Annotated in this window: 27 protein-coding genes and 1 tRNA gene; 2 read left to right on the forward strand and 26 right to left on the reverse strand. The window is 42.2% G+C overall.

Annotation, left to right across the window (positions count from 1 at the left end):
* Nucleotides 1–2: 2 nt before the first annotated feature.
* Together ACIY14_RS08105 and rlmD are read right to left on the reverse strand one after the other, a co-directional pair.
* Nucleotides 3–74: transfer RNA gene (locus ACIY14_RS08105), tRNA-Glu, on the reverse strand.
* A 59-nt stretch (nucleotides 75–133) separates the two neighbouring features.
* Nucleotides 134–1,504, reverse strand: coding sequence for a 23S rRNA (uracil(1939)-C(5))-methyltransferase RlmD (gene rlmD / locus ACIY14_RS08110; RefSeq protein WP_409002206.1), 1,371 nt, complete (start codon nucleotides 1,502–1,504; stop codon nucleotides 134–136).
* Nucleotides 1,505–1,541: 37 nt separating this feature from the next.
* On the opposite strand from rlmD, the gene recX reads away from it, so the two are divergent.
* Nucleotides 1,542–2,318, forward strand: a complete 777-nt coding sequence (gene recX / locus ACIY14_RS08115; RefSeq protein WP_409002207.1) for a recombination regulator RecX — start codon at nucleotides 1,542–1,544, stop codon at nucleotides 2,316–2,318.
* An 88-nt stretch (nucleotides 2,319–2,406) separates the two neighbouring features.
* Complete coding sequence (locus tag ACIY14_RS08120; protein WP_000775318.1) at nucleotides 2,407–2,940, forward strand: DUF402 domain-containing protein; 534 nt, start codon at nucleotides 2,407–2,409, stop codon at nucleotides 2,938–2,940.
* Nucleotides 2,941–3,010: 70 nt separating this feature from the next.
* On the opposite strand, the gene ACIY14_RS08125 is transcribed toward ACIY14_RS08120, so the two are convergent.
* The 24 genes from ACIY14_RS08125 to rbfA all read right to left on the reverse strand — a co-directional run bounded on the left by ACIY14_RS08125 (nucleotide 3,011) and on the right by rbfA (nucleotide 21,007).
* On the reverse strand, nucleotides 3,011–3,778 hold the full coding sequence (locus tag ACIY14_RS08125) for an epoxyqueuosine reductase QueH (protein ID WP_409002208.1): 768 nt from the start codon (nucleotides 3,776–3,778) through the stop codon (nucleotides 3,011–3,013).
* A 139-nt stretch (nucleotides 3,779–3,917) separates the two neighbouring features.
* Entirely contained in the window at nucleotides 3,918–5,540 is a 1,623-nt protein-coding gene (gene groL, locus ACIY14_RS08130) for a chaperonin GroEL (protein ID WP_409002209.1), read from the reverse strand.
* Nucleotides 5,541–5,555: 15 nt separating this feature from the next.
* Complete coding sequence (gene groES, locus ACIY14_RS08135; RefSeq protein WP_000917326.1) at nucleotides 5,556–5,840, reverse strand: co-chaperone GroES; 285 nt, start codon at nucleotides 5,838–5,840, stop codon at nucleotides 5,556–5,558.
* 156 nt (nucleotides 5,841–5,996) lie between these two features.
* Nucleotides 5,997–6,392, reverse strand: a complete 396-nt coding sequence (locus ACIY14_RS08140) for a single-stranded DNA-binding protein (RefSeq protein ID WP_000282459.1) — start codon at nucleotides 6,390–6,392, stop codon at nucleotides 5,997–5,999.
* A gap of 77 nt (nucleotides 6,393–6,469) precedes the next feature.
* Entirely contained in the window at nucleotides 6,470–7,231 is a 762-nt protein-coding gene (locus tag ACIY14_RS08145) for an SDR family NAD(P)-dependent oxidoreductase (protein WP_409002210.1), read from the reverse strand.
* A 41-nt stretch (nucleotides 7,232–7,272) separates the two neighbouring features.
* Nucleotides 7,273–7,899 carry a YtpR family tRNA-binding protein gene (gene ytpR, locus ACIY14_RS08150; RefSeq protein ID WP_409002211.1) on the reverse strand — a complete coding sequence of 209 codons (627 nt, stop codon included), beginning with the start codon at nucleotides 7,897–7,899 and terminating at the stop codon, nucleotides 7,273–7,275.
* A gap of 15 nt (nucleotides 7,900–7,914) precedes the next feature.
* Nucleotides 7,915–8,232, reverse strand: a complete 318-nt coding sequence (locus tag ACIY14_RS08155) for a thioredoxin family protein (protein ID WP_409002212.1) — start codon at nucleotides 8,230–8,232, stop codon at nucleotides 7,915–7,917.
* On the reverse strand, nucleotides 8,229–8,528 hold the full coding sequence (locus ACIY14_RS08160; protein ID WP_061415744.1) for a DUF4651 domain-containing protein: 300 nt from the start codon (nucleotides 8,526–8,528) through the stop codon (nucleotides 8,229–8,231). Before ACIY14_RS08160 ends, ACIY14_RS08155 begins: the two co-directional genes overlap by 4 nt.
* A 96-nt stretch (nucleotides 8,529–8,624) precedes the next feature.
* Nucleotides 8,625–10,232, reverse strand: coding sequence for a CTP synthase (locus ACIY14_RS08165; protein ID WP_409002213.1), 1,608 nt, complete (start codon nucleotides 10,230–10,232; stop codon nucleotides 8,625–8,627).
* 315 nt (nucleotides 10,233–10,547) lie between these two features.
* Nucleotides 10,548–11,138 carry a DNA-directed RNA polymerase subunit delta gene (gene rpoE / locus ACIY14_RS08170; RefSeq protein ID WP_000418415.1) on the reverse strand — a complete coding sequence of 197 codons (591 nt, stop codon included), beginning with the start codon at nucleotides 11,136–11,138 and terminating at the stop codon, nucleotides 10,548–10,550.
* Nucleotides 11,139–11,529: 391 nt separating this feature from the next.
* Nucleotides 11,530–11,907, reverse strand: a complete 378-nt coding sequence (locus tag ACIY14_RS08175; RefSeq protein WP_409002214.1) for an SdpI family protein — start codon at nucleotides 11,905–11,907, stop codon at nucleotides 11,530–11,532.
* Nucleotides 11,908–12,054 carry a hypothetical protein gene (locus tag ACIY14_RS08180; protein ID WP_156025221.1) on the reverse strand — a complete coding sequence of 49 codons (147 nt, stop codon included), beginning with the start codon at nucleotides 12,052–12,054 and terminating at the stop codon, nucleotides 11,908–11,910. It lies immediately after the preceding gene.
* Between the two features lie 433 nt (nucleotides 12,055–12,487).
* Nucleotides 12,488–12,892 (reverse strand): hypothetical protein, encoded by a 405-nt coding sequence (locus ACIY14_RS08185; protein ID WP_409002215.1) that lies wholly within the window; start codon nucleotides 12,890–12,892, stop codon nucleotides 12,488–12,490.
* 152 nt (nucleotides 12,893–13,044) lie between these two features.
* Nucleotides 13,045–15,696, reverse strand: a complete 2,652-nt coding sequence (locus tag ACIY14_RS08190; protein ID WP_409002216.1) for a valine--tRNA ligase — start codon at nucleotides 15,694–15,696, stop codon at nucleotides 13,045–13,047.
* Nucleotides 15,689–16,267 carry an AAA family ATPase gene (locus tag ACIY14_RS08195; RefSeq protein WP_409002217.1) on the reverse strand — a complete coding sequence of 193 codons (579 nt, stop codon included), beginning with the start codon at nucleotides 16,265–16,267 and terminating at the stop codon, nucleotides 15,689–15,691. The genes ACIY14_RS08190 and ACIY14_RS08195 overlap by 8 nt, the downstream gene beginning before the upstream one ends.
* Entirely contained in the window at nucleotides 16,267–16,827 is a 561-nt protein-coding gene (locus ACIY14_RS08200) for a GNAT family N-acetyltransferase (RefSeq protein WP_409002218.1), read from the reverse strand. Before ACIY14_RS08200 ends, ACIY14_RS08195 begins: the two co-directional genes overlap by 1 nt.
* A complete protein-coding gene (locus ACIY14_RS08205; RefSeq protein ID WP_409002219.1) occupies nucleotides 16,814–17,392 on the reverse strand; it encodes a flavin reductase family protein in 579 nt (192 codons plus the stop codon). Before ACIY14_RS08205 ends, ACIY14_RS08200 begins: the two co-directional genes overlap by 14 nt.
* Before the next feature lie 280 nt (nucleotides 17,393–17,672).
* Entirely contained in the window at nucleotides 17,673–18,068 is a 396-nt protein-coding gene (locus ACIY14_RS08210; protein ID WP_409002220.1) for a helix-hairpin-helix domain-containing protein, read from the reverse strand.
* Nucleotides 18,069–18,165: 97 nt separating this feature from the next.
* On the reverse strand, nucleotides 18,166–18,420 hold the full coding sequence (locus tag ACIY14_RS08215; protein WP_000119707.1) for a DUF1912 family protein: 255 nt from the start codon (nucleotides 18,418–18,420) through the stop codon (nucleotides 18,166–18,168).
* 9 nt (nucleotides 18,421–18,429) lie between these two features.
* Complete coding sequence (locus tag ACIY14_RS08220) at nucleotides 18,430–19,764, reverse strand: DUF438 domain-containing protein (protein WP_409002221.1); 1,335 nt, start codon at nucleotides 19,762–19,764, stop codon at nucleotides 18,430–18,432.
* Entirely contained in the window at nucleotides 19,764–19,997 is a 234-nt protein-coding gene (locus tag ACIY14_RS08225) for a DUF1858 domain-containing protein (RefSeq protein ID WP_084932749.1), read from the reverse strand. Before ACIY14_RS08225 ends, ACIY14_RS08220 begins: the two co-directional genes overlap by 1 nt.
* A gap of 19 nt (nucleotides 19,998–20,016) precedes the next feature.
* Complete coding sequence (locus tag ACIY14_RS08230; RefSeq protein WP_409002222.1) at nucleotides 20,017–20,163, reverse strand: hypothetical protein; 147 nt, start codon at nucleotides 20,161–20,163, stop codon at nucleotides 20,017–20,019.
* A gap of 94 nt (nucleotides 20,164–20,257) precedes the next feature.
* Entirely contained in the window at nucleotides 20,258–20,440 is a 183-nt protein-coding gene (locus tag ACIY14_RS08235; protein ID WP_084920428.1) for a hypothetical protein, read from the reverse strand.
* A gap of 216 nt (nucleotides 20,441–20,656) precedes the next feature.
* Nucleotides 20,657–21,007 (reverse strand): 30S ribosome-binding factor RbfA, encoded by a 351-nt coding sequence (gene rbfA, locus ACIY14_RS08240; protein ID WP_061599029.1) that lies wholly within the window; start codon nucleotides 21,005–21,007, stop codon nucleotides 20,657–20,659.
* Nucleotides 21,008–21,119: the final 112 nt, after the last annotated feature.

The raw sequence follows: 21,119 nt of genomic DNA on the forward strand, positions 1-21,119 counted from the left end.
CATAGTCCGTACGGGATTCGAACCCGTGTTACCGCCGTGAAAAGGCGGTGTCTTAACCCCTTGACCAACGGACCTTGAGCTTTTCAACTCTTTCTATTATACCTACTTTTCCTACTTTGTCAAGATCTTTTTTTCAATGAAGTTGATTTTTTATTTTCTTCACTAACTTAACAACTGCTTCTGTTCGTGCAGTGTGGGGAAACATATCGACCGACTGGATATACTGGAGATCATAGACTTTTACCAGTTTAACTAAATCTCGCGCCAAGGTAGAAACATTGCAGGATACATAGACCATTTTTTCTGGAACATAGGTTAGAATGGTATCCAACAGCTTATCATCTAAACCCGTCCGAGGAGGATCGACTATCAATGCATCTGCTCGGTAACCATCTTGATACCAGCGGGGAATAATCTCTTCAGCTGTACCAGCTTCGTAATGAGTATTGTCAAATCCCATTTTTTTAGCATTTCGCTTGGCATCTTCTATGGCTTCTGGGATAATATCCATCCCTCTGAGACTCTTGACCTTCTTCGCGAAGGCAAATCCAATCGTTCCAACACCGCAATAGGCATCAATCAGATGATCTCTTTCGCTAACATCCAGAGCCTTAACTGCTTCACTATAGAGAATCTCAGTCTGCTCCGGATTAAGCTGATAGAAGGCTCGAGGGGAGAGAGAAAACTCATAGTCGAGCACTCCTTCTCGAATACTCTCTTGGCCCCAGATGATTTCTGTCTTTTCACCATAGATTTCACTTGTTTTTGCTGTATTTGTATTGACTGCAACCGTAACGACTTCTGGAAAATCTTTGACTAAGTCTTTGATTAGTTGATTTAAATTAAGCTGGCGATTTGTGACGATGATAATCTGGACTTGTCCAGTTTTTCTCGCTCGACGTACCATGATGGTGCGAACACCTTGCGTTTTTCTCTCATCGGTGATGGGGATTTGATGGTAAGTGAGAAGCTCAGCTAGGCGATTCGCAATCACTTGGGTTTCCTTATCTTGCACCAAGCAGTCTTTCAATTCTACGAGGTAATGAGAGTTTTGCGCATACAAACCTGCCTTGACCTGATTGTTGAATTTTCGGGTCTGAAATTGCAACTTAGCACGGTAGTACTTTGGTTCCTGCATTCCGATAGTTGGACGGATTTCATAGTTTTCATATCCTGCAGGAGCAAATTTTTTCAAGGCTTGGCGGAGCAAATCCGTTTTGAACTCTAACTGTTTATCATAGTGAAGGTGCATGATTTGGCAACCACCACATTCATTGTAAATCGTACATGCTGGTACCACTCGAAATTTAGACTTCTTATTAACCTTTAGCAATTTGGCTTCAACAAAGTTACGTTTAATAGAAGTAATCTGACAATAGATGTCTTCTCCTTTGAGGGCGCCTGGCACAAAAACGAGGGTTTTCTGGTAGAAACCGATTCCCTCACCATTGATACCCATCCGCTTGATTTTTAAAGGTATTTTTTGTTTGACTTTCAGATTCATACCCCTATCTTATCACATTTTAGGGTATAATAGAACCATGAAAATCACAAAACTCGAAAAGAAAAAACGTCTCTATCTGCTAGAACTCGATAATGACCAATCCTGCTACATTACCGAGGATACGATTGTTCGCTTTATGCTGTCTCGAGATAAGGTCATTAGCAAAGAGGAACTTGCCGAGATTCAGGACTTTGCCCAGTTTTCTTATGGCAAAAATCTTGCTCTCTACCATCTATCCTTCAAGGCCCGTACTGAAAAAGAAGTGCGAGAGTATCTGGACAAGTATGATATTGAAGATACAATCGCTAGTCAAGTTATCGCTAATCTAAAAGAAGACAACTGGATTAATGATCGTCAGTATGCCTACTCTATTATCAATGCCAATCAACTTTCTGGAGATAAGGGACCTTATGTGCTAGCTCAAAAACTATCTCAAAAAGGGATTGCCAAATCAACTATTGAAGAGGTTTTAAAGGATTTTGATTTTTCAGAGGTTGCTCATCGTGTGGCGGAGAAACTACTTAAAAAATACACGGGAAAGCTTCCCACTCGTGCCTTGCAGGATAAGATTATTCAAAACTTGACCAACAAAGGCTTCTCCTATGCTGATGCTAAAAATGCCTCTGACGACTTGGATAGTAAAGTTGACCAAGAAACGACTCAAGAACTTATTTTTAAAGAGCTAGATAAACAATATGCTAAGTATGCTCGAAAGTATGAAGGATACGAACTTAAACAGCGTTTAACCCAAGTTTTAGCTCGAAAAGGCTATGATTTTTCGGATATAGCTAGCGCTCTCAGAGAATATCTTTAACATTTTCGTGTAAAATTCAAAAAAATTAGACCAATTTATGATATAATAGTAGACGATAAACTTATAAATTGTAGAAAGTTGGTTAGTTATGAAACTTCCAAAAGAAGGCGACTTTATTACAATTCAAAGTTATAAGCATGATGGGAGTCTTCACCGTACTTGGCGGGACACCATGGTACTAAAAACAACAGAGAACGCCATTATCGGCGTCAACGACCACACACTTGTTACCGAAAGTGACGGTCGTCGTTGGGTGACTCGAGAACCGGCTATTGTTTACTTTCACAAAAAATATTGGTTTAATATCATTGCTATGATTCGCGATAATGGGATTTCCTACTATTGCAATATGGCTAGCCCCTACTATCTAGATGAGGAAGCCCTGAAATACATTGATTATGATTTGGATGTCAAGGTCTTCACTGATGGTGAAAAACGTCTCTTAGACGTTGAGGAGTATGAGCGCCATAAACGCAAAATGAAGTATTCTGATGATTTAGACTATATTTTGAAAGAGCATGTTAAAATCCTTGTTGATTGGATTAACAATGGACGCGGTCCTTTCTCAGAAGCCTATGTCAACATTTGGTACAAACGCTACATAGAACTAAAGAATCGGTAAAGTTGTCAAACTGGGGTGAAAGCCCCGGTTTTTTTATTTGAAAAACCCAGCTTTACAGCTGGGTTGATTTCTATATATCTAATTTAGTAACAGTAAACTTGATGTGGGAATAGTCTTTCTCAACATCCTTATCCAACAAGAAAGCCGTGGCATCCTTCTTAATCTGAACAAGATCAATGTCCTGGGCTTGAGCTGCATAGACGCATCCACAATAACATTGACGATAGATATCATACTCCTCGCACATCTCCACCGAACGCTTGTAGCCTTGATTTTTCTTGAAATCACTTGGGAGATAGTGGGTGGTATAAATCTTTTGCACATCAATTCCGATACTGTTGATGGTTTGAGAATTCTTATGGGGACTGATGGTCAAGGCTGAACCAAAGTAGTCAAAGCCCAAATCCATAGCCACTTGCGCTGTTTTGTCCAGACGGTAGTCAAAACAAACCTTGCAACGGTCACCACCTTCGGGTTCTTCTTCCAGTCCTCTGACTAACTTCCGGTATTCATTTGGTTCGTAGGGAGCTTCAAGGTACTGAACCGTATTACCTGTTCGCTCATTGAAATCACTGACAAATTTCTTGGTGACGTAAGCCCGCTTGTGGTATTCTGCCTTGGGATGGATATTGGAGTTGGCAAAATAGATGGTCACATCCGCGTACTTGGTCAGATACTCTAGGGTGTAGGTACTACAAGGAGCACAGCAAACATGCATGAGAATAGTTGGACGTTGCTCATTTTTCTCCCAAACCTGAACCATTTTCTGCATGACACGGTCATAATTAATCTTCTGATTGGGATTCATCTTGCTCAGAATTTCTTCTACATCGATCATGTTCTTCTCCTTTTACTATTAGTTATTTTACCATATATCACCAACCAGCTCAAATCTATTTTATAAAAAGGAAGCGATAAAAGGAGGGATGCTCATTCCCTCCTTTTGTGTTTCTTATGAATTGTTTAGTATAAACAGCTTACATCATTCCGCCCATCATGCTTGGATCCATGGCTGGAGCAGGTGCTACTGGTTCAGGTTTATTGGCTACGACTGCTTCTGTAGTCAAGATCAAGCTAGCTACAGATGCTGCATTTTGAAGGGCAGAACGGCTAACCTTAACTGGGTCGATGATTCCTTCTTCAATCATATTAACCCACTCACCAGTTGCTGCGTTGAAACCTGTACCAAGCTCAGCATTCTTCAAGCGATCGATAACGATAGACCCTTCAAATCCTGCATTGTGGGCAATTTGACGAACAGGTTCTTCCAAGGCACGGAGAACAATATTGCGTCCTGTTGCTTCATCACCTGTCAATTCCAAATCAGCAACGGCTGGAATGACATTGGCAAGAGCAGTTCCACCACCAGCAACGATTCCTTCTTCAACAGCTGCACGAGTAGCGTTGAGGGCATCTTCGATACGAAGTTTCATTTCCTTCAACTCAGTTTCAGTTGCTGCACCGACCTTGATGACTGCGACACCACCTGACAATTTAGCCAAGCGTTCTTGGAGTTTTTCACGGTCGAATTCAGAAGTTGTGGTTTCGATTTGTGACTTGATAACCGCAACACGGTGGGAAATGGCTTCAGGATTGCCAGCACCTTCTACGATAACCGTACTGTCTTTGTCCACAGTCACTCTAGCAGCTTGACCAAGCGCCTCAATTGTAGCATCTTTCAACTCAAAACCAAGATCTTCTGTGATGACTGTTCCGCCTGTCAAGATAGCGATGTCTTCTAACATAGCCTTACGACGGTCACCAAAGCCAGGTGCCTTAACAGCAACTACATTAAAAGTACCACGAATCTTGTTCAATACAAGGGTTGGAAGAGCTTCGCCATCTACATCATCCGCAATAATCAAGAGAGGACGATTGCTTTGGAGAATGCTTTCTAGAAGTGGCAAGATTTCTTGGATATTGGAAATCTTCTTGTCGGTAATCAAGATATATGGATTTTCAAGGTCAGCCACCATTTTTTCGCTATCTGTCACCATGTACTGTGATAGGTATCCGCGGTCAAACTGCATTCCTTCTACGACTTCAAGCTCTGTTTCCATACCACGTGACTCTTCAATGGTGATAACACCGTCTTTACCAACTTTTTCCATGGCTTCAGAGATGTATTCGCCGACTTTTTCAGAACGAGAAGATACGGCAGCAACCTGAGCGATGGCTTCCTTATTGGCAACAGGGATGGCATTGTTTTTCAAGGCTTCTACTGCAGCAGCAACTGCTGCTTCAATCCCCCGACGGATACCGATTGGATTGGCACCTGCAGTAACGTTTTTGATTCCTTCGCGGACGATGGCTTGAGTCAAGACAGTTGCAGTTGTCGTTCCGTCACCTGCGATATCATTGGTCTTTGAAGCGACTTCTGATACCAACTTGGCACCCATATTTTCAAAATGATCTTCCAACTCGATTTCTTTGGCAATGGTCACCCCGTCGTTGGTGATGAGTGGTGAACCGAATGATTTTTCAAGAACAACATTACGACCTTTTGGTCCTAAGGTTACTTTAACAGTGTCTGCAAGGATATCGACACCACGAACCATAGCTGAACGAGCATCAGATGAAAATTTAATTTCTTTTGACATACTTACTTTCTCCTTCTATTCTTCAATGATCGCCAAGATGTTGGCTTCGCCTACGATGATATACTTTTCATCGCCATCTTTGACATCAATACCTGCATGGGCTTCCACTAAAACACGGTCTCCAGGCTTCACGCTTGGAGCTACCAAGTCACCGTTCAAAGTACGAACACCTTGTCCAGTAGCTACAACTTGGGCTGTTTTTGTTTTTTCTTGGGCTGAGCCTGCAAGGACAAAGCCTCCAACAGTTTGTTCTTTTTCTTCGATTTTCAAGACCACACGGTCTCCTAATGGTTTCAACATCTGTCTTCCTCCATGATGAGATACATATTATTAGCACTCTTTATATCTGAGTGCTAATTCATAGTTCTATTGTATCACTTGGTCAGAAATAGTCAAGAAAAAAGTCTGACTTTCTCAACATAAAAAAGCCTAAGATTGACTCAGGCTTTTCTATGCTTAAAATGGCAATTCCTCCTCTTCCAAAACCAAATCCGCCAAATCCTGACCTGCGTTATTTTCACGCATAGCACGTTGAGCGCGGCTTTCCAAAAGTTGGAATCCTGTGGCAAGAACTTCAGTCACGTAGTTCATCTGGCCATTTTTCTCAAAGCGACGGGTACGAAGTTCTCCATCCACAGAGATAAGACTACCTTTAGTTGCGTAACTTGCCAAGGTTTCAGCCAATTTCCCCCAAAGAACCAGATTGACAAAGTCAGCTTCGCGTTCCCCATTTTGGTCTTTGTAACGACGGTTCACAGCGATAGTTGCTCGCGCTACTGACTTGTCATTGTTGGTTTTGTGCAATTCTGGTGTAGACGTCAAACGCCCAATCATGATAACTTTATTATACATATTTTCTTCCTCCTACTTATCTATTCGTAGGAAATCAAAAAAAGTTACAGAAATTTGTAACTTTTCGAGGAAATTTTTTACTTTTTATGAACCATAAAACCAGTCGCCTGTTGATTGGCCATAATGGTCATATCTGTAATCTGCACACGACGGGGTTGGCTGGTCACATAGACTACTGTGTCTGCGATGTCTTGTGCCTGCAAGGCTTCAATTCCCTGATAGACTGTCGCAGCCCGCTCTTTGTCACCATGAAAACGTACTGTAGAAAAATCTGTTTCGACAATCCCCGGTTGAATGGTTGTCACCTTGATATCCGTTGCGATAGTATCAATTCGCAGTCCATCTGAAAAAGTCTTAACCGCAGCCTTGGTCGCTGAATAAACAGCGGCTCCCGCATAGGCATAGATTCCTGCGGTCGATCCCATGTTGATAATGTGACCTTGATTGGCTTTTACCATTGCTGGCAAGAAAAAGCGAGTCACTGCCATTAAACCTTTGACATTGGTATCTAGCATGGTCAGCATATCCAACTCTTCATAGTCTTGATAGGGAGCCAAGCCAAGAGCTAGTCCAGCATTATTGACCAAGATATCAATCTGCCCTATAGTTTCTAGAATATCGGAGCAGACAGTCTTGACCATGGTCATATCCGTGACATCCAGTGGAAAAGTCCAAACTGTTTGATTTGGAAAAGTTTCTGCAAACTCTGACTTGAGGACTTCTAGTCTGTCTGTCCGTCGCCCTGTTAGAACGATATTCTCACCCTGCTCCAGATAAGCACGTGCAATCGCTTCACCGATTCCTGAGGTCGCCCCTGTAATCACTACATTTTTTGCCATCTTATTTCCTTCTATCTAGTGTATCAGATACTAACAACTTCTTAAACAGTCCAGTGCTTAGCTGGGTCGAATGGTGTTCCGATAACTTGGTCTTCTGATAATTCAAGCACCCCACGTTTTTGCGGAGCATTTGGCAAATGCAACTCACGAGGACTGCACATCATGCCAAAACTCTTTTCACCACGAAGTTCACCTGGGAAAATGAGATTGCCTTTGGGCATCATAGCTCCAGGAAGAGCGACAATGGTTTTCAACCCAACACGCGCATTAGGTGCTCCTGCAACGATTTGCACTATCTTGTCACTTGCGACGGCCACTTGGCAGATATTAAGGTGGTCACTATCTGGGTGAGCTACCATCTCGACAATTTCACCAACAACAAACTTAGGTTCCTTGTCATTGACAATTTCTTCTGTAAAGCCTTCCGCCTGCAATTCTTGGTTCAAACGTTCTACTTGCTCATCTGTCAAAAAGACTTGGCCGCGCTCCGCAATTTCAAACAAACTTGAAACTTCGAAAATATTCCAAGCTACTGTTTCTCCATTTTCTTTGATGAAAACACGGGCAATATTGCCTTTGCGCTCCACGTCCAACTTGGCATCTCCGCTGTTTTTCACGATAACCATAAGGACATCGCCAACATGCTCTTTATTATATGTAAAAATCATTCTTTCCTTTTTCTCCTATTTCAGTCCTGCTAAAAAGTCGTTAATTTCTTCCTTGCTTTTACGGTCGCGATTAACAAAACGGCCGATTTCCTTGTCCTTTTCTAGAACAACAAGGCTAGGGATTCCATAAACATCCCAGAGTTTGGCCAGATCCAGATACTGGTCTCGGTCCACTCGAATAAAGGTGAACTCTGGATTAGTCTCCTCAATCTCTGGCAAGGATGGATAGATATAACGACAATCGCCACACCAGTCCACCACAAAAAGGAAGACCTTCTTGCCATCTTTTTCTACTAAAGATGCCAATTCTTCTATACTTGCTGGTTGTATCATAAGACTTCCTCCTCATAGACTAGGTCTTCATTTTCATAGACAAAGGTATAGTGACGACCATCCTCGAAAATGACTCCTCCGACGAGTCGCTCTAGACTACTTTCGTAGACTTGAACATAGAGAGTCGCAATCTCACCCATATCCGAGAAATAGTCTCGTACAATCGCTGTCAACTCTTCTTGAGTCTTCATGAGTTTGTGGTTATCTGCTGCTTTTTTGGCACCCAAAGCGAGTGCACTTAGACCAGCCACAGTCAGGCCAGTCATCCATAATTTCTTAGCTTTCATACCATTCATTGTAACACAAAAAGGGCTCTAGGACAAATAGGGAAGCCGTATAGGAGCAAGGCAATTAAAAAACCTCTGAGATTGTTCTCAAAGGTTAAGATTTTGCTAATTACTGTTCTCAACTGCTGCAGTGACAAAGGCAGTATAGAGTTCTTCTGGACGGTTTGGACGGCTGGAAAGTTCAGGGTGATACTGACAAGCCACAAAGAATTTATTTTCTGGAATTTCCACAATTTCTACCAAACGATTATCTGGAGAAACTCCTGAGAAGACAAAACCTGCCACCTCAAACTGTTCACGAAAGGCGTTGTTAAACTCATAACGGTGACGGTGACGGCGTTGCACCACTTCTTGATTGTGATAAGCAGCTGCTGCCTTAGAACCACGTTTCAACTTAGATGGATAAAGTCCCAAACGAAGGGTTCCACCCATATCTTCAACATCAACCTGGTCACGCATGATATCAATGATAGGATATTTTGTATCAGGATCAAGCTCTGCAGAATTGGCACCTTCAAGACCTAAAACGTTACGAGCAAACTCGATACAAGTCAACTGCATTCCCAAGCAGACTCCCAACATTGGAATATCATTCTCACGCGCATAACGGATGGCTTGGATTTTCCCTTCCGTACCACGTTGACCGAAACCGCCTGGTACGATGATTCCGTCCGCATCAGACAAAATCTCTGCTACATTCTCTGCTGTCACATCATTGGCATTGATCCAATTAATCTTCACTTCTGCATCGTTGGCATACCCTGAGTGTTTCAAGGCTTCGACCACTGAGATGTAGGCATCTTGCAACTCCACATACTTACCAACGAGGGAAATCTTGACTTGTTTCTTGAGGTTCATGACCTTGTCCACCATGGCTGACCACTCTGTCATATCCGCTGCTGGTGCATCTAATTTCAAATGATCACAAACAATTTGGTCCATACCTTGTGCCTGCAAATTCAATGGAATTTGGTAAAGGTGTTCGACATCCAAAGACTCGATAACAGCTTCTGGTGCCACGTCACAGAACTGAGCTAGTTTATTTTTAATGCCCTGACCAGCTGGTTTTTCTGTACGAATGACTAACATATTTGGCTGGATTCCCAAACCACGCAATTCTTTTACAGAATGTTGAGTTGGCTTGGTCTTCATTTCACCAGCAGCCTTGAGGTAAGGAAGCAAGGTTGTATGGATGTACATGACATTATCTGCACCCACATCTGCCTTCATCTGACGAAGGGCCTCTAGGAATGGCAAGGATTCGATATCCCCAACGGTTCCACCAACCTCTGTGATAATGACATCAGAGTCTGTCGTTACAGCAGCACGCTTGATTTTCTCTTTCAAAGCATCTGTGATATGAGGAATGACTTGGACAGTTGCCCCAAGGTATTCGCCACGGCGTTCCTTACGAAGAACTTCACTGTAGATTTTACCAGTTGTCACGTTGGAATATTTGTTGAGATTGATATCGATGAAACGTTCATAGTGACCCAAGTCCAAATCGGTCTCAGCCCCATCATCTGTCACAAAGACTTCCCCGTGCTGGTAAGGACTCATAGTTCCCGGGTCGATATTGATATAAGGGTCAAACTTCTGAATAGTCACTTTGAGACCACGATTTTTCAAAAGTCGCCCCAGACTTGCTGCGACAATCCCTTTCCCAATAGACGACACCACACCACCAGTTACAAAAATATATTTCGTAGACATAGATTCCTCTTTCTAAAATGCTCAAGGCCTTGTTAACTACGAGGGGAAATAGAAAACAAGACCCTTATGAATAACGACTTTTCAAGAAAACTTCCTGAAAAACAAAAATAGCTCCCTAGTAACTAGGGAGCCCCGACCTCTAAAAGAGGTGCCCGAACAATATAATACCTTAAAGCAGAACATTTGTCAACCCGAATTGGTAAAACATGAAAAAAGGAGATTGTTTTCAGAAAATCAACTAAAGATCCACATCCAAACAGATGACTTGCTCAAGGAACGAAAAAGGAGATCAGGCGATCTCCTCTGTGAAGTCTTTTACTCTTCTTCACTTGTTTCAGCGTCATCGTCAGAAAACTCATCGTCTTCTTCGTTGAGATCCACGTCTTCACCCAAGTCATCAGGGGCGATTTCATTGATTTCTGCATCGTAAGCTTCCACTTCATTTTTCTCATCATCTGGATTTTCATCATCGTATGAAAGAGCTGGATCTGCTTCGTATGCATCTTCGTCTTCTGGATCATCTGCGTTGTAGTCAATGGCATCTGAATCACCATCCATAAAGGCATTGACACGTTTTTTCTTAGCTTTTGGTGCTACTTCATCATCGTCACTTTCTTCAAGAGCGATGATTTCTTCGTCTATTTCGTCCACACCATACCATGAACGAAGCCCCCATTTATTGTCTCCAAGAGAGATAAAGCTACCGTCAAAGTTCAACTCTGTGTAGAACAAAGGCAAAGCTTCGCGGATATCGCTGTTTGATGTTCCAAGGTAGTTTTGAATTTCGTTTACAAGATCGCTAAAATGCATCTCATGATCGCGACCACGAAGTTCCAAGATAGCACGCGCTACCTCAATCATAGATAGTTCACTTTTTTCTTGCCCAGCAAATACTTCTAATTCCAAAGCGTTTCTCCTCATTTTTACTACTATCGCCAGAGCGAACAGACTCTGACCTCATTTTATCATGTACTCTTTATTGTACGATAATTTTGCGGAATAGTCAAAGGTTAAATGGGGTAAAGTTACAGGACTTTTTATTTCTTTGCTACCCAGCCGATGGTGTCGCTTGGTGGAGTTTTAAGAACAAATTGACTGAGTTTTTTATGTGGTAAGACGATTTCTAAAATATTGATTTTTTCCAGTATAAGGATGAATAAATCTTTTACTTATAATTTTCATTCAAGAAGATATAACCAAATCAAATATTCAACTATTTCTTTAGATAATCTATGGACAAAACGAAATGAAAAAATCACAGATTGCTGCTTTTCTTCTAGTGATGGATATACCTCGTTTATTTCCTTCTCCCGTTTTCATCAAAGTTTTTCTTCAATGCAATCTCTGTTGAAATCATCGCGCCAACTAAAGGGGTTGTCTGAATCATCGTGATAATAAAGCCAACAGTACTCATTGTCTCCGTTCCCTTTTCAAAAACAATGGCCATGGCAATCACGGAGAGAGGTGCTGAAAGTAGTCCGCAAAGATACCATACTTTCCCAAAATATTGATTCGCAAACTTCCATGTTTCTTCATTCCTCATGGACCTTTTTGTTCGGTATCCGAATACATAATTGATTTCTTTCGGTGTTCTCCTGAAAAATAGCCAGCCAAATAAAAGCATAGTTAACGGAATAAGTAAAACTACGATTAGCATGAATATCCTAAATCCCATTTAAATTCCCTCCATTACTTTTACCTCTAAATGATAGATTCCGATCATGTCAGCAATCTGCTTGTCTTTTTGATCGATTTGATCCACTAGTTGAGTACGTTCACGCTCAAAATCATCGCGCAATTGCTCAATTTGACTTTGTAGCATTTTTTTACACGTGCGCTAGAACGTGCTACATCATCTATAATACATCTATCTAAAACATACTGAGTCAGACTTTTGTTCTGTTTTTTAGATATTTCTACAAGTCTTTCTTTCTGTTCTTTTGATACACGCATACTAATTTGCACGCTCATATTCTCACCTCTTTTTTGTCGATTATATACGTTGTACATAACGTTATGTATAACGATTATAGCACTTTCTATACATTTTCTGTACAGATATTTTGTTAAAATCGATTCTAAACTCTCATTTCCTTATCAATTACTGTAGAAAACAAAATTAAAGTGGTCGGTAAGGTAAATATACCACCCCGATTTTTAATTCTTCAAAACATAATAAAACAATTATAAAATGCAGCTAAAAATTGAAGCCCTATTTTTTACGATTTAATAATCTAACTAGGCTATTAACCTAGTTAAAAACAAAGCAATAAAAAAGACGGATAAACCGTCCTTTTTATTGTTCTCTCGGATCGTCTAATTTTGCAATCATTCTTTGGACAAGTTAATCGATATTCTTCATTCATACTTAATATTAAGTTTTGAATTTTTTCAGCTCTTCTTTTTTGTTTTATTTCTTCTTCACTCTCAGCTTCTGTAATTTTGTTTTGGACGAAAGTTCCAATTATTCCTCTATCCAAATAATTAAAACAGATTTCTGAATACAACATACTGTTATAGAAATCATTATATTTTCTCCCATCAGACTCATAAGATAACTTTTTAAATTCTGGAAGAGAAAACTCTCTCTCTCCTTTCTCGTATAGCTTGAATAGCTTATTTAATTTAAAACGTAAAAAATCTTCATTTTGATCTTGCAATTCTTTCTCATCTTTGGAATTTAATTCATTCTTCAATTCATAGAGAATAGAAATAAGAAAATCCCGATTAAAATAAACATATACCCTCCGAGATAAGTTTTCTCTCTTCAAATTATACCAAAAAAACACGGTTCATCACCGTGTTTCTGTGTTTATTTCACCAACTTCTTCATCTCATCAATACGTGCTACGGTCGCATCGTACTTGGCTTGGTAGTCGGCTTGTTTGTCGCGTTCTTTTTGGACGACTTCTGGTTTGGCATTGGCTACGAAGCGTTCGTTAGAGAGCTTCTTGCCTACCATGTCCAGTTCTTTTTGCCATTTAGCGAGTTCCTTGTCAAGACGAGCCAGTTCTTCTTCGACATTGAGGAGGTCTGCCAGTGGCAGGTAGATTTCTGCTCCTGTGATGACGCTTGACATCGCGAGTTCAGGTGCAGGGATGGTTGACGCGATTTCCAAGTGTTCTGGATTTGTGAAGCGTTTGATGTAGTTGACATTGCTGTTAAAGAAGGCTTCCAAGTCGCTATCGCTTGTCTTAACTAGGATAGTGATAGGCTTGCTTGGGGCTACGTTTACTTCCGCACGCGCATTACGAACGGCACGGATCAAGTCTTTGAGGCTTTCCACGCCAGTGTGAGCCGCCAGGTCTTCAAAGGCTGGGTTGACAGTTGGGTATTCCGCTGTAACGATAGATCCTTCTGAGATTTGTCCAAAGATTTCCTCTGTCACGAATGGCATGATTGGGTGGAGGAGACGAAGGATCTTATCCAAGGTGTAAAGGAGAACAGAACGTGTGATGACTTTCTCTTCTTCGTTGTCGCTATAAAGGACTTCTTTGGTCAACTCAACGTACCAGTCCGCAAACTCATCCCAGATGAAGTTGTAGAGGATGTGTCCAGCCACACCAAACTCAAATTTATCAAAGTTTTCAGTGACTTTTCCAATGGTTTCATTGAGGTTGTGGAGAATCCAGCGGTCTGTGACATTTCCAGCTTCCTTGTTGGCAACTTTTTCCACATTGGCAGTTGCTTGCTCAAGGGTCAAGCCTTCATTGTTCATGAGGATGTAGCGAGAGATATTCCAGATCTTGTTAATGAAGTTCCATGAAGCATCCATTTTCTCGTAAGAGAAGCGCACGTCTTGTCCTGGTGCAGAACCGTTTGAAAGGAACCAACGAAGGGCATCAGCACCATATTTCTCGATAACATCCATTGGGTCAATCCCGTTACCGAGAGACTTCGACATCTTGCGTCCTTGCTCGTCACGGATGAGACCGTGGATAAGAACGTTTTGGAATGGCTGACGTCCCGTGAATTCCAAAGATTGGAAAATCATACGAGACACCCAGAAGAAGATGATATCGTAACCGGTTACCAAGGTTGAAGTTGGGAAGTAACGTTTGAAGTCTTCTGAGTCCACATCCGGCCAGCCCATGGTTGAGAAGGGCCAAAGGGCAGAACTGAACCAAGTATCTAAGACGTCTTCGTCCTGAGTCCATCCGTCACCTTCTGGAGCTTCTTCGCCGACGTACATTTCACCCTCAGCATTGTACCAAGCAGGGATTTGGTGCCCCCACCAGAGCTGACGAGAGATTACCCAGTCGTGGACATTTTCCATCCATTGAAGGAAGGTATCATTGAAACGAGGTGGGTAGAAGTCAACCTTGTCCTCTGTGTCTTGGTTTGCAATAGCGTTCTTAGCCAATTGGTCCATCTTGACGAACCACTGAGTAGACAAGCGTGGCTCAACCACTACACCTGTACGCTCTGAGTGACCAACACTGTGGACACGTTTTTCGATTTTAACAAGGGCACCGATTTCTTCCAACTTAGCTACGACTGCCTTACGAGCTTCGAAACGATCCATGCCTGCAAATTCAAAGGCCAAGTCGTTCATGGTTCCGTCGTCGTTCATGACGTTCACTTGCGGAAGATTATGGCGTTGACCAACCAAGAAGTCGTTTGGATCGTGGGCAGGAGTGATTTTCACGACACCAGTACCAAACTCAGGGTCTGCGTGTTCGTCCCCAACGATTGGAATCAATTTATTAGCGATAGGAAGGACGACGTTTTTACCGATCAGGTCCTTGTAGCGTGGGTCTTCTGGATTGACCGCAACCGCAACGTCCCCAAACATAGTCTCAGGACGTGTTGTTGCTACTTCAAGGGCGCGTGAACCGTCTTCCAACATGTAGTTCATGTGGTAGAAGGCACCTTCCACATCCTTGTGAATCACCTCGATATCCGAAAGGGCTGTACGAGCTTTTGGATCCCAGTTGATGATAAATTCACCACGGTAAATCCATCCTTTCTTGTAAAGCTCCACAAAGACCTTGCGAACAGCTTTTGACAAACCTTCGTCAAGGGTGAAACGCTCGCGAGAGTAGTCTACAGAAAGCCCCATCTTGCCCCATTGTTCCTTGATAGTCGTCGCATACTCGTCTTTCCATTCCCAGACTTTATCTAGAAATTTTTCACGACCGAGGTCGTAACGACTAATACCTTCACCACGCAAGCGCTCCTCAACCTTAGCCTGAGTGGCAATCCCAGCATGGTCCATTCCTGGAAGCCAAAGTGTATCGAAGCCTTGCATGCGTTTTTGACGGATGATGATATCTTGCAAAGTTGTATCCCAAGCGTGACCAAGGTGGAGTTTACCAGTTACGTTTGGTGGTGGAATCACGATTGAATAAGGCTTAGCCTTTTGATCTCCTGAAGGCTTGAAAACATCCGCATCAAGCCATTTTTGGTAACGACCAGCCTCAACCTCGGCTGGATTGTATTTAGGTGAAAGTTCTTTAGACATGTGTGTGTCCTTTCTCTATTGTATTCATTTTATCTTGAATCTGCTTGGCAACTTCGGCTACAGACAGATTCGTATTATTTATTTTAAGGTAGTGGTGCAACTCATTCGGTTGGTTTTGAGAATTTAATTGAAGGGTTTCAGTGGTCTCTAAAATTTCTCTTTCAGATATCTCAATATGCCGTTTCAAGGGCTTGTGCTTCAACCGGTTCTCCGTTCGATTTCGACGTAAACGCTCTTCAAGACTTGTTTCCAACTCAACAAACAGAATCTCTTGATGAAAGTTATCCAATAAATCCTGAATTTGCTTTAAATACGTCAACTGGTACTGATTTGAAAAATCAATTACGTCTGTTAAAATCATCAACCTATGATTCCGAGCGCTTGTTTCCAGAAATGAAAAGGTAATCCCTCGAACAAACTCCCACATTTCTTCTGTAAAGTCCTGATAGATTTCTAGTGCAAAATCAATGGCTTGATGGTTATAAAAGAGGGTAGCATTCGTCTTTCGAGATAGTTCTTGACCTATCGTCATTTTTCCTGATGCTGGAGCACCAATGATGAAAAAATGCATCAAATCACCTCCCACTCACTCCTTAGTAAGCCATATATCAGACTGTCACAACGGTTACCTTGAGCATCTTTGCGGTCTCTTATGCGAGCTTCGAGGGTGAAACCAAGTTTCTCAGCGACTCGTTGACTTTGGACATTGTATCCAAAGCAGACCAGTTCTATCTTGTGAAGGCCCAATTCTTTAAAGCCTAGGTCAATCAAGGTACGCGCTGCTTCTGGTACATAACCGCAACCCCAATAGTCTGGATGCAAGGTATAGCCGAGTTCCAACACATCATCTTCGTGACGGTGATTGAAGTCAACAGACCCAATGACCTTATCGGTTCCTTTGACGACAATTCCATAACCAGCTGGGAGATTTTCCTTTTGATTGCGCTCAGGAAGAATATGTTTCAGGTAATAAATCTCATCTTCCAAGGTCTTGACGGGGTGAAATGCTGCTGGATAGGCGACCTCTGGCAAACTAGCGTAGGCATGAATATCCTCGGCATCCGCCACTGTACGGACGCGTAAGACAAGTCGCTCCGTTTCGATTTGTTCTGGCAATTCAGTTCTTGTCATCCTTCTTCCTCGCTTTCTTGATGAAGCTTCCCATGGGATCGACCCGGTCATCCAGATAACGGTAAACGCGCTGATGCCCGTCCCCCATAAAGTAAGTTGGCGCAAAACGGTCATTTTTCAAATGACCCTTGTCATCTAGCAAATCAGAATCAACAAGTCGCTCGAGAATCTTGGCAAAGATATGGCAAATTCCATCTTCCTCGATAATCCTATCTACCTGGCAATCCAATACAACTGGACAGGCCTTTAAAATCGGTGCCTGAGTCCGTTCAGAAATCTCGTAGGCAAGCCCCAGATGTTTCAATTTCTCTAGATGACTGATAAAACCAGCCTGCTCCGTCTCGAGCATGAGATTTTCATCAGGGATATTCACAGTAAACTTCTGGTAATGCTTGATTTGCTCAGCTGCATTTTCATCAGCACCAACACCAATGACTAGCCAATCTCCCAAGCTATAAGAGGAGCTACAGGTCGTAATATTGTGCCCAAAATTCTGATCCTGATACCCCAAAACGAAAATAGGAAAACCATAGTAGAGCTTACTTGTTTTAAAGGATTGCTTCATGAAAACCTCCTTTGACTAAGACGCAAAAGAAAAGCCCTGCCATCTACATGACAGGGACGAATGTGTTTATCCGCGGTACCACCCAATTTCGGGCAGAGCCCGCAACTCTCGTCTTTATAATAAAAAGACAATATTATTCATTTTTCATCCATCAGCAACTAGTTTTGACACATTTGTGGACTTCTCAGCTCCGCCACTTTCTGTAAAATGTGGGATTCAAAACACCTCTAATGGCTTTATTGTAGCAAGTTTTTGACGGAAATGCAAGGGGCAAGAAAAATTACTTGAACTTGATGCCATTTTCTTTCAATTTCTTGATGGTAGCTGGGCCGATTCCTTTCAAGGCAAGGAGTTCTTTTTCAGTCCAGTTTTTGAAATCAGAAACTGACTTGATGCCTTCATCATAGAAAGTCTTAGCGCGATCTACTGAGAGGCCACCCAGACTAGCTGCAAAATCTTCTACTGAATTCGCCACTTTTTGAGCTTGTTCCTTGGTCGCTTCTACTGCTTGTTCCACTTTTTTAGAGACGACTTTTCCTGCTTGGTTGGCAGATTTTTCCGCATGTTTCACGACTTTTTTGGTCTCTTCTACAACTTTGGTCACTGTAGTTGAAAATGCACCTGAACGGCGAAGGCTATTTCGCAATTGTTTTTTACGTTGGAGTTTCTTTGACATGATAAAATCCTTTCAATAAAAAATCCCTGCTCTGACAAGGATTTAATAAAAATATTCTATCAAGATTTTGAGAAAAAATCAAGAAAGTATCTGAATTTTAATAGTTTCGCTCACCAAACAAGCCCTCTGGTAAATCATGGAAACCCTTGCCTGCTTTGAAGTTTTCAAACTTACCTAGCAAGAACTGATAAGCATCCAAGCGGCTTTCGTAGCGAATCATGGCATCTTTGGCACGCTCGTCTTGGTCTTCTTCGTAAACCTTTTGACTTTCCTTGTGCGCCATGTCATTGATCATAATCTGGGTATTGACCCAAGCTTCAAATTCCTTCATAAATTCCTGTTCGTAACTCATTGGTTCTCCTTATTCTAATCCACGGAAATAGTCCGTATCAATCTCTCGGTAGGGCTGGATATCCTGAACATACTCTAGCACGCCTTGGAATTCCCCGTTTTCATCGTGTACCGCAGCATAGGTGATGTGGACAAACTTGCCTCGCGACTCCGACTTGAACCACATTTCATACTTGTCCTTTTTACCTTCACGAAGACCTTTCATAACAGCCTTCACCTTGTCTAAGTACTTGGGCGGATGGCAGAGTTCTACATTACGCCCGACTTGGGACGGCGTCCGTTTGAAAATCATCTCATCAGCTGGCGCATTGTCATTGTAATACTGGAAAATATCGTCTTTATTGACAAAGGTGATCTCCATGGGAAGGTGATTGAGAATAAGGTTGGCCTGCTCAACTGAGAGATAGCCATTCCCAAAAGCCTGTTGACTATGGCGGTCCAGCACTGCTTCCTTTTCCTTAGGGGTAAAGGTAATAGTAAACTGACCTTCTGGCGTATCGATAACTTGATGTACTGGGCCTTCAGCAGTGTCTAGCTGCACGGGCTCCTCTGCACTCTTTTCCTCAACAAAGCTCTGGCGTTCTGGAACCCATTTCTCAGACGGACGGATGATGGCATAGCCGTAGGCATCGCTCTCCTCCGCAATCTGAATCCAATCATCCTGGGTGAAAGACTCAAGGAGAATCATGAGGAGGATGGACTCTTCCTTGAAAATCATACTTTCAAACTCTGTCGCAAAAGCTTCGAAAGTTTCCTTTACAGTGGAAATCGGCACTTCTGGTAGTGACTTGGCTGTCGCTAGAGCTGTCTGAAAGAGTTCTCTATTCTGATCATCCACTCCCCACATGACCTTAGGGGGTGAATCGTGACCATAGCGCTCCATGATGGGAAAGAAGAGCTCTTCCTTGCGCTGGTAATGGACATCAAATTGCCCCAAAAGTCCCATTTGACGAACCAAACCCTTACGCATCTCTGCCAGCATTTCCTCGTCTTCCATAGACTCATAGGTATCTAACAATCTCCGAATGCGAATCAAGGCTGCACGAAGAGCCAGATTTTCATCCTTGAAGACGCGAACGGGGTGGCCAGGATGCTCGGTATCCTCTACTTCGACACCCTTAACTGCATTTTTAAAAAGATTAGCATGAACATCACAGAGTTCCATGACATCTTCAAAGGTGACACCTGAGTCTGAGTTCATCAGCTCGTGCTCCATGAGGGAAATCTCGATGGCTGAAACACCCGTAAAAGTCGCATCAAAACGCTCCTGAACTGACTCAGGAGAGGCACCATTGTGCAATTCTAACAAAATATCCCGTAGGATATGAATCCGTTCATCTGCCATTAGTCTAATCCAATCACTTCATAGCCGTTCGCTTCTAGCGTGCGGACAATCTTGTCCATAGGAGTTCCTTCAAGTTTAGAACCCTGCTTCAGCGATACTTTGCGACCGACTGTGCTGCGCATCAGGGGATTAGCAAGTGGCTTAAAACCCAGCTCCACTAGGATTTCCAAGACTTCTGGATGCTTGTCCACTACTTCTGCAACGGGAATTGACACATCGATGATATTATCCATGACGACCTCCATGTATGTTCTAATACTCTTTGAAAATCTCTTCAAACCACATCAGCGTTGCCTTAACGTAGGTATGGTTACTGACTTCGTCAGTTCCATCCACAACTTCAAAACACTGTTTTGAGCAACCTGCGGCTAGATTCATAGTTTGCTCTTTGATTTTCATTGAGTATAAAATGATTTTACTGATTATATTATACCATATGGGAAGAGATTAAAAAACTAGCAGCGGAGTTCCTGCTAGTTTCTTTCATTTCAAGTTATTCCTTATCCTCTGGTTTTGCGAGCCACTGGGCTACATCCATCAGCATGTCAGCAAGCAGTACTTTCCCGAAACCTACTAGAGCATTGTCATCTTTTTTCATGTTTTTCAGAACTTTGACGCTTTGCATCACAAAAAAGTAATTCCCGTAAGTCTTGGCTAGAATTTTAATGAATCCCATATTACCTTCCCTCGTCTAGCTGCAGTTTCTAGCTGATTGCTCTACCAGACTAGCTAGTTATTGATAAGAAATCATTTCATCTCACTCTTTCCAATTTCTATACTATCATACAAGCTGAGCTTTATAAAGCTTTTTAACAATTTTTTACTCTAGAGAGATTCCCCCAGTATTTTTTATTGCCATTTCTCCACCAAGAAAGAGGGTTCCCCCTCTTTCTTAGTTCTTATCCAGATTGCGTAGCATCTCGTCAATCTTGTTCCCATATTCGATGGATTCGTCTTTGACGAAGGTCAAATCTGGGATTTTGTACAATTTCAAATTGCGACCAAGTTCACGTTTGATAGTACCAGTTGCTTTTTCAAGCCCGATTTGGGCTTTTTGGTTATCCGAAGCAAGGTTACTCAAAATGGTGTAGTAGACCTTAGCAACAGACAAGTCACCCAGCATCTGAACATCTGTGATGGTCACACCTTGGACACGCGGATCACGGACTTTCTTATGCAAAATCTCATTGACTTCACGCTTGATTTCCATGCCCACACGATCCGTACGGAAATGATTTGCCATGATATTCCTTTCTCTACTTTGAACCAAAAGCTAGGCCAGCAGACCTAGCTATTTTAAACTTCTTGATTTTCATTTCAAATTGAAACAAAGTTCAATTTGAAATCATCTGCTT

It is taken from the genome of Streptococcus sp. ST16 (assembly GCF_046098135.1).
GTDB lineage: Bacteria > Bacillota > Bacilli > Lactobacillales > Streptococcaceae > Streptococcus.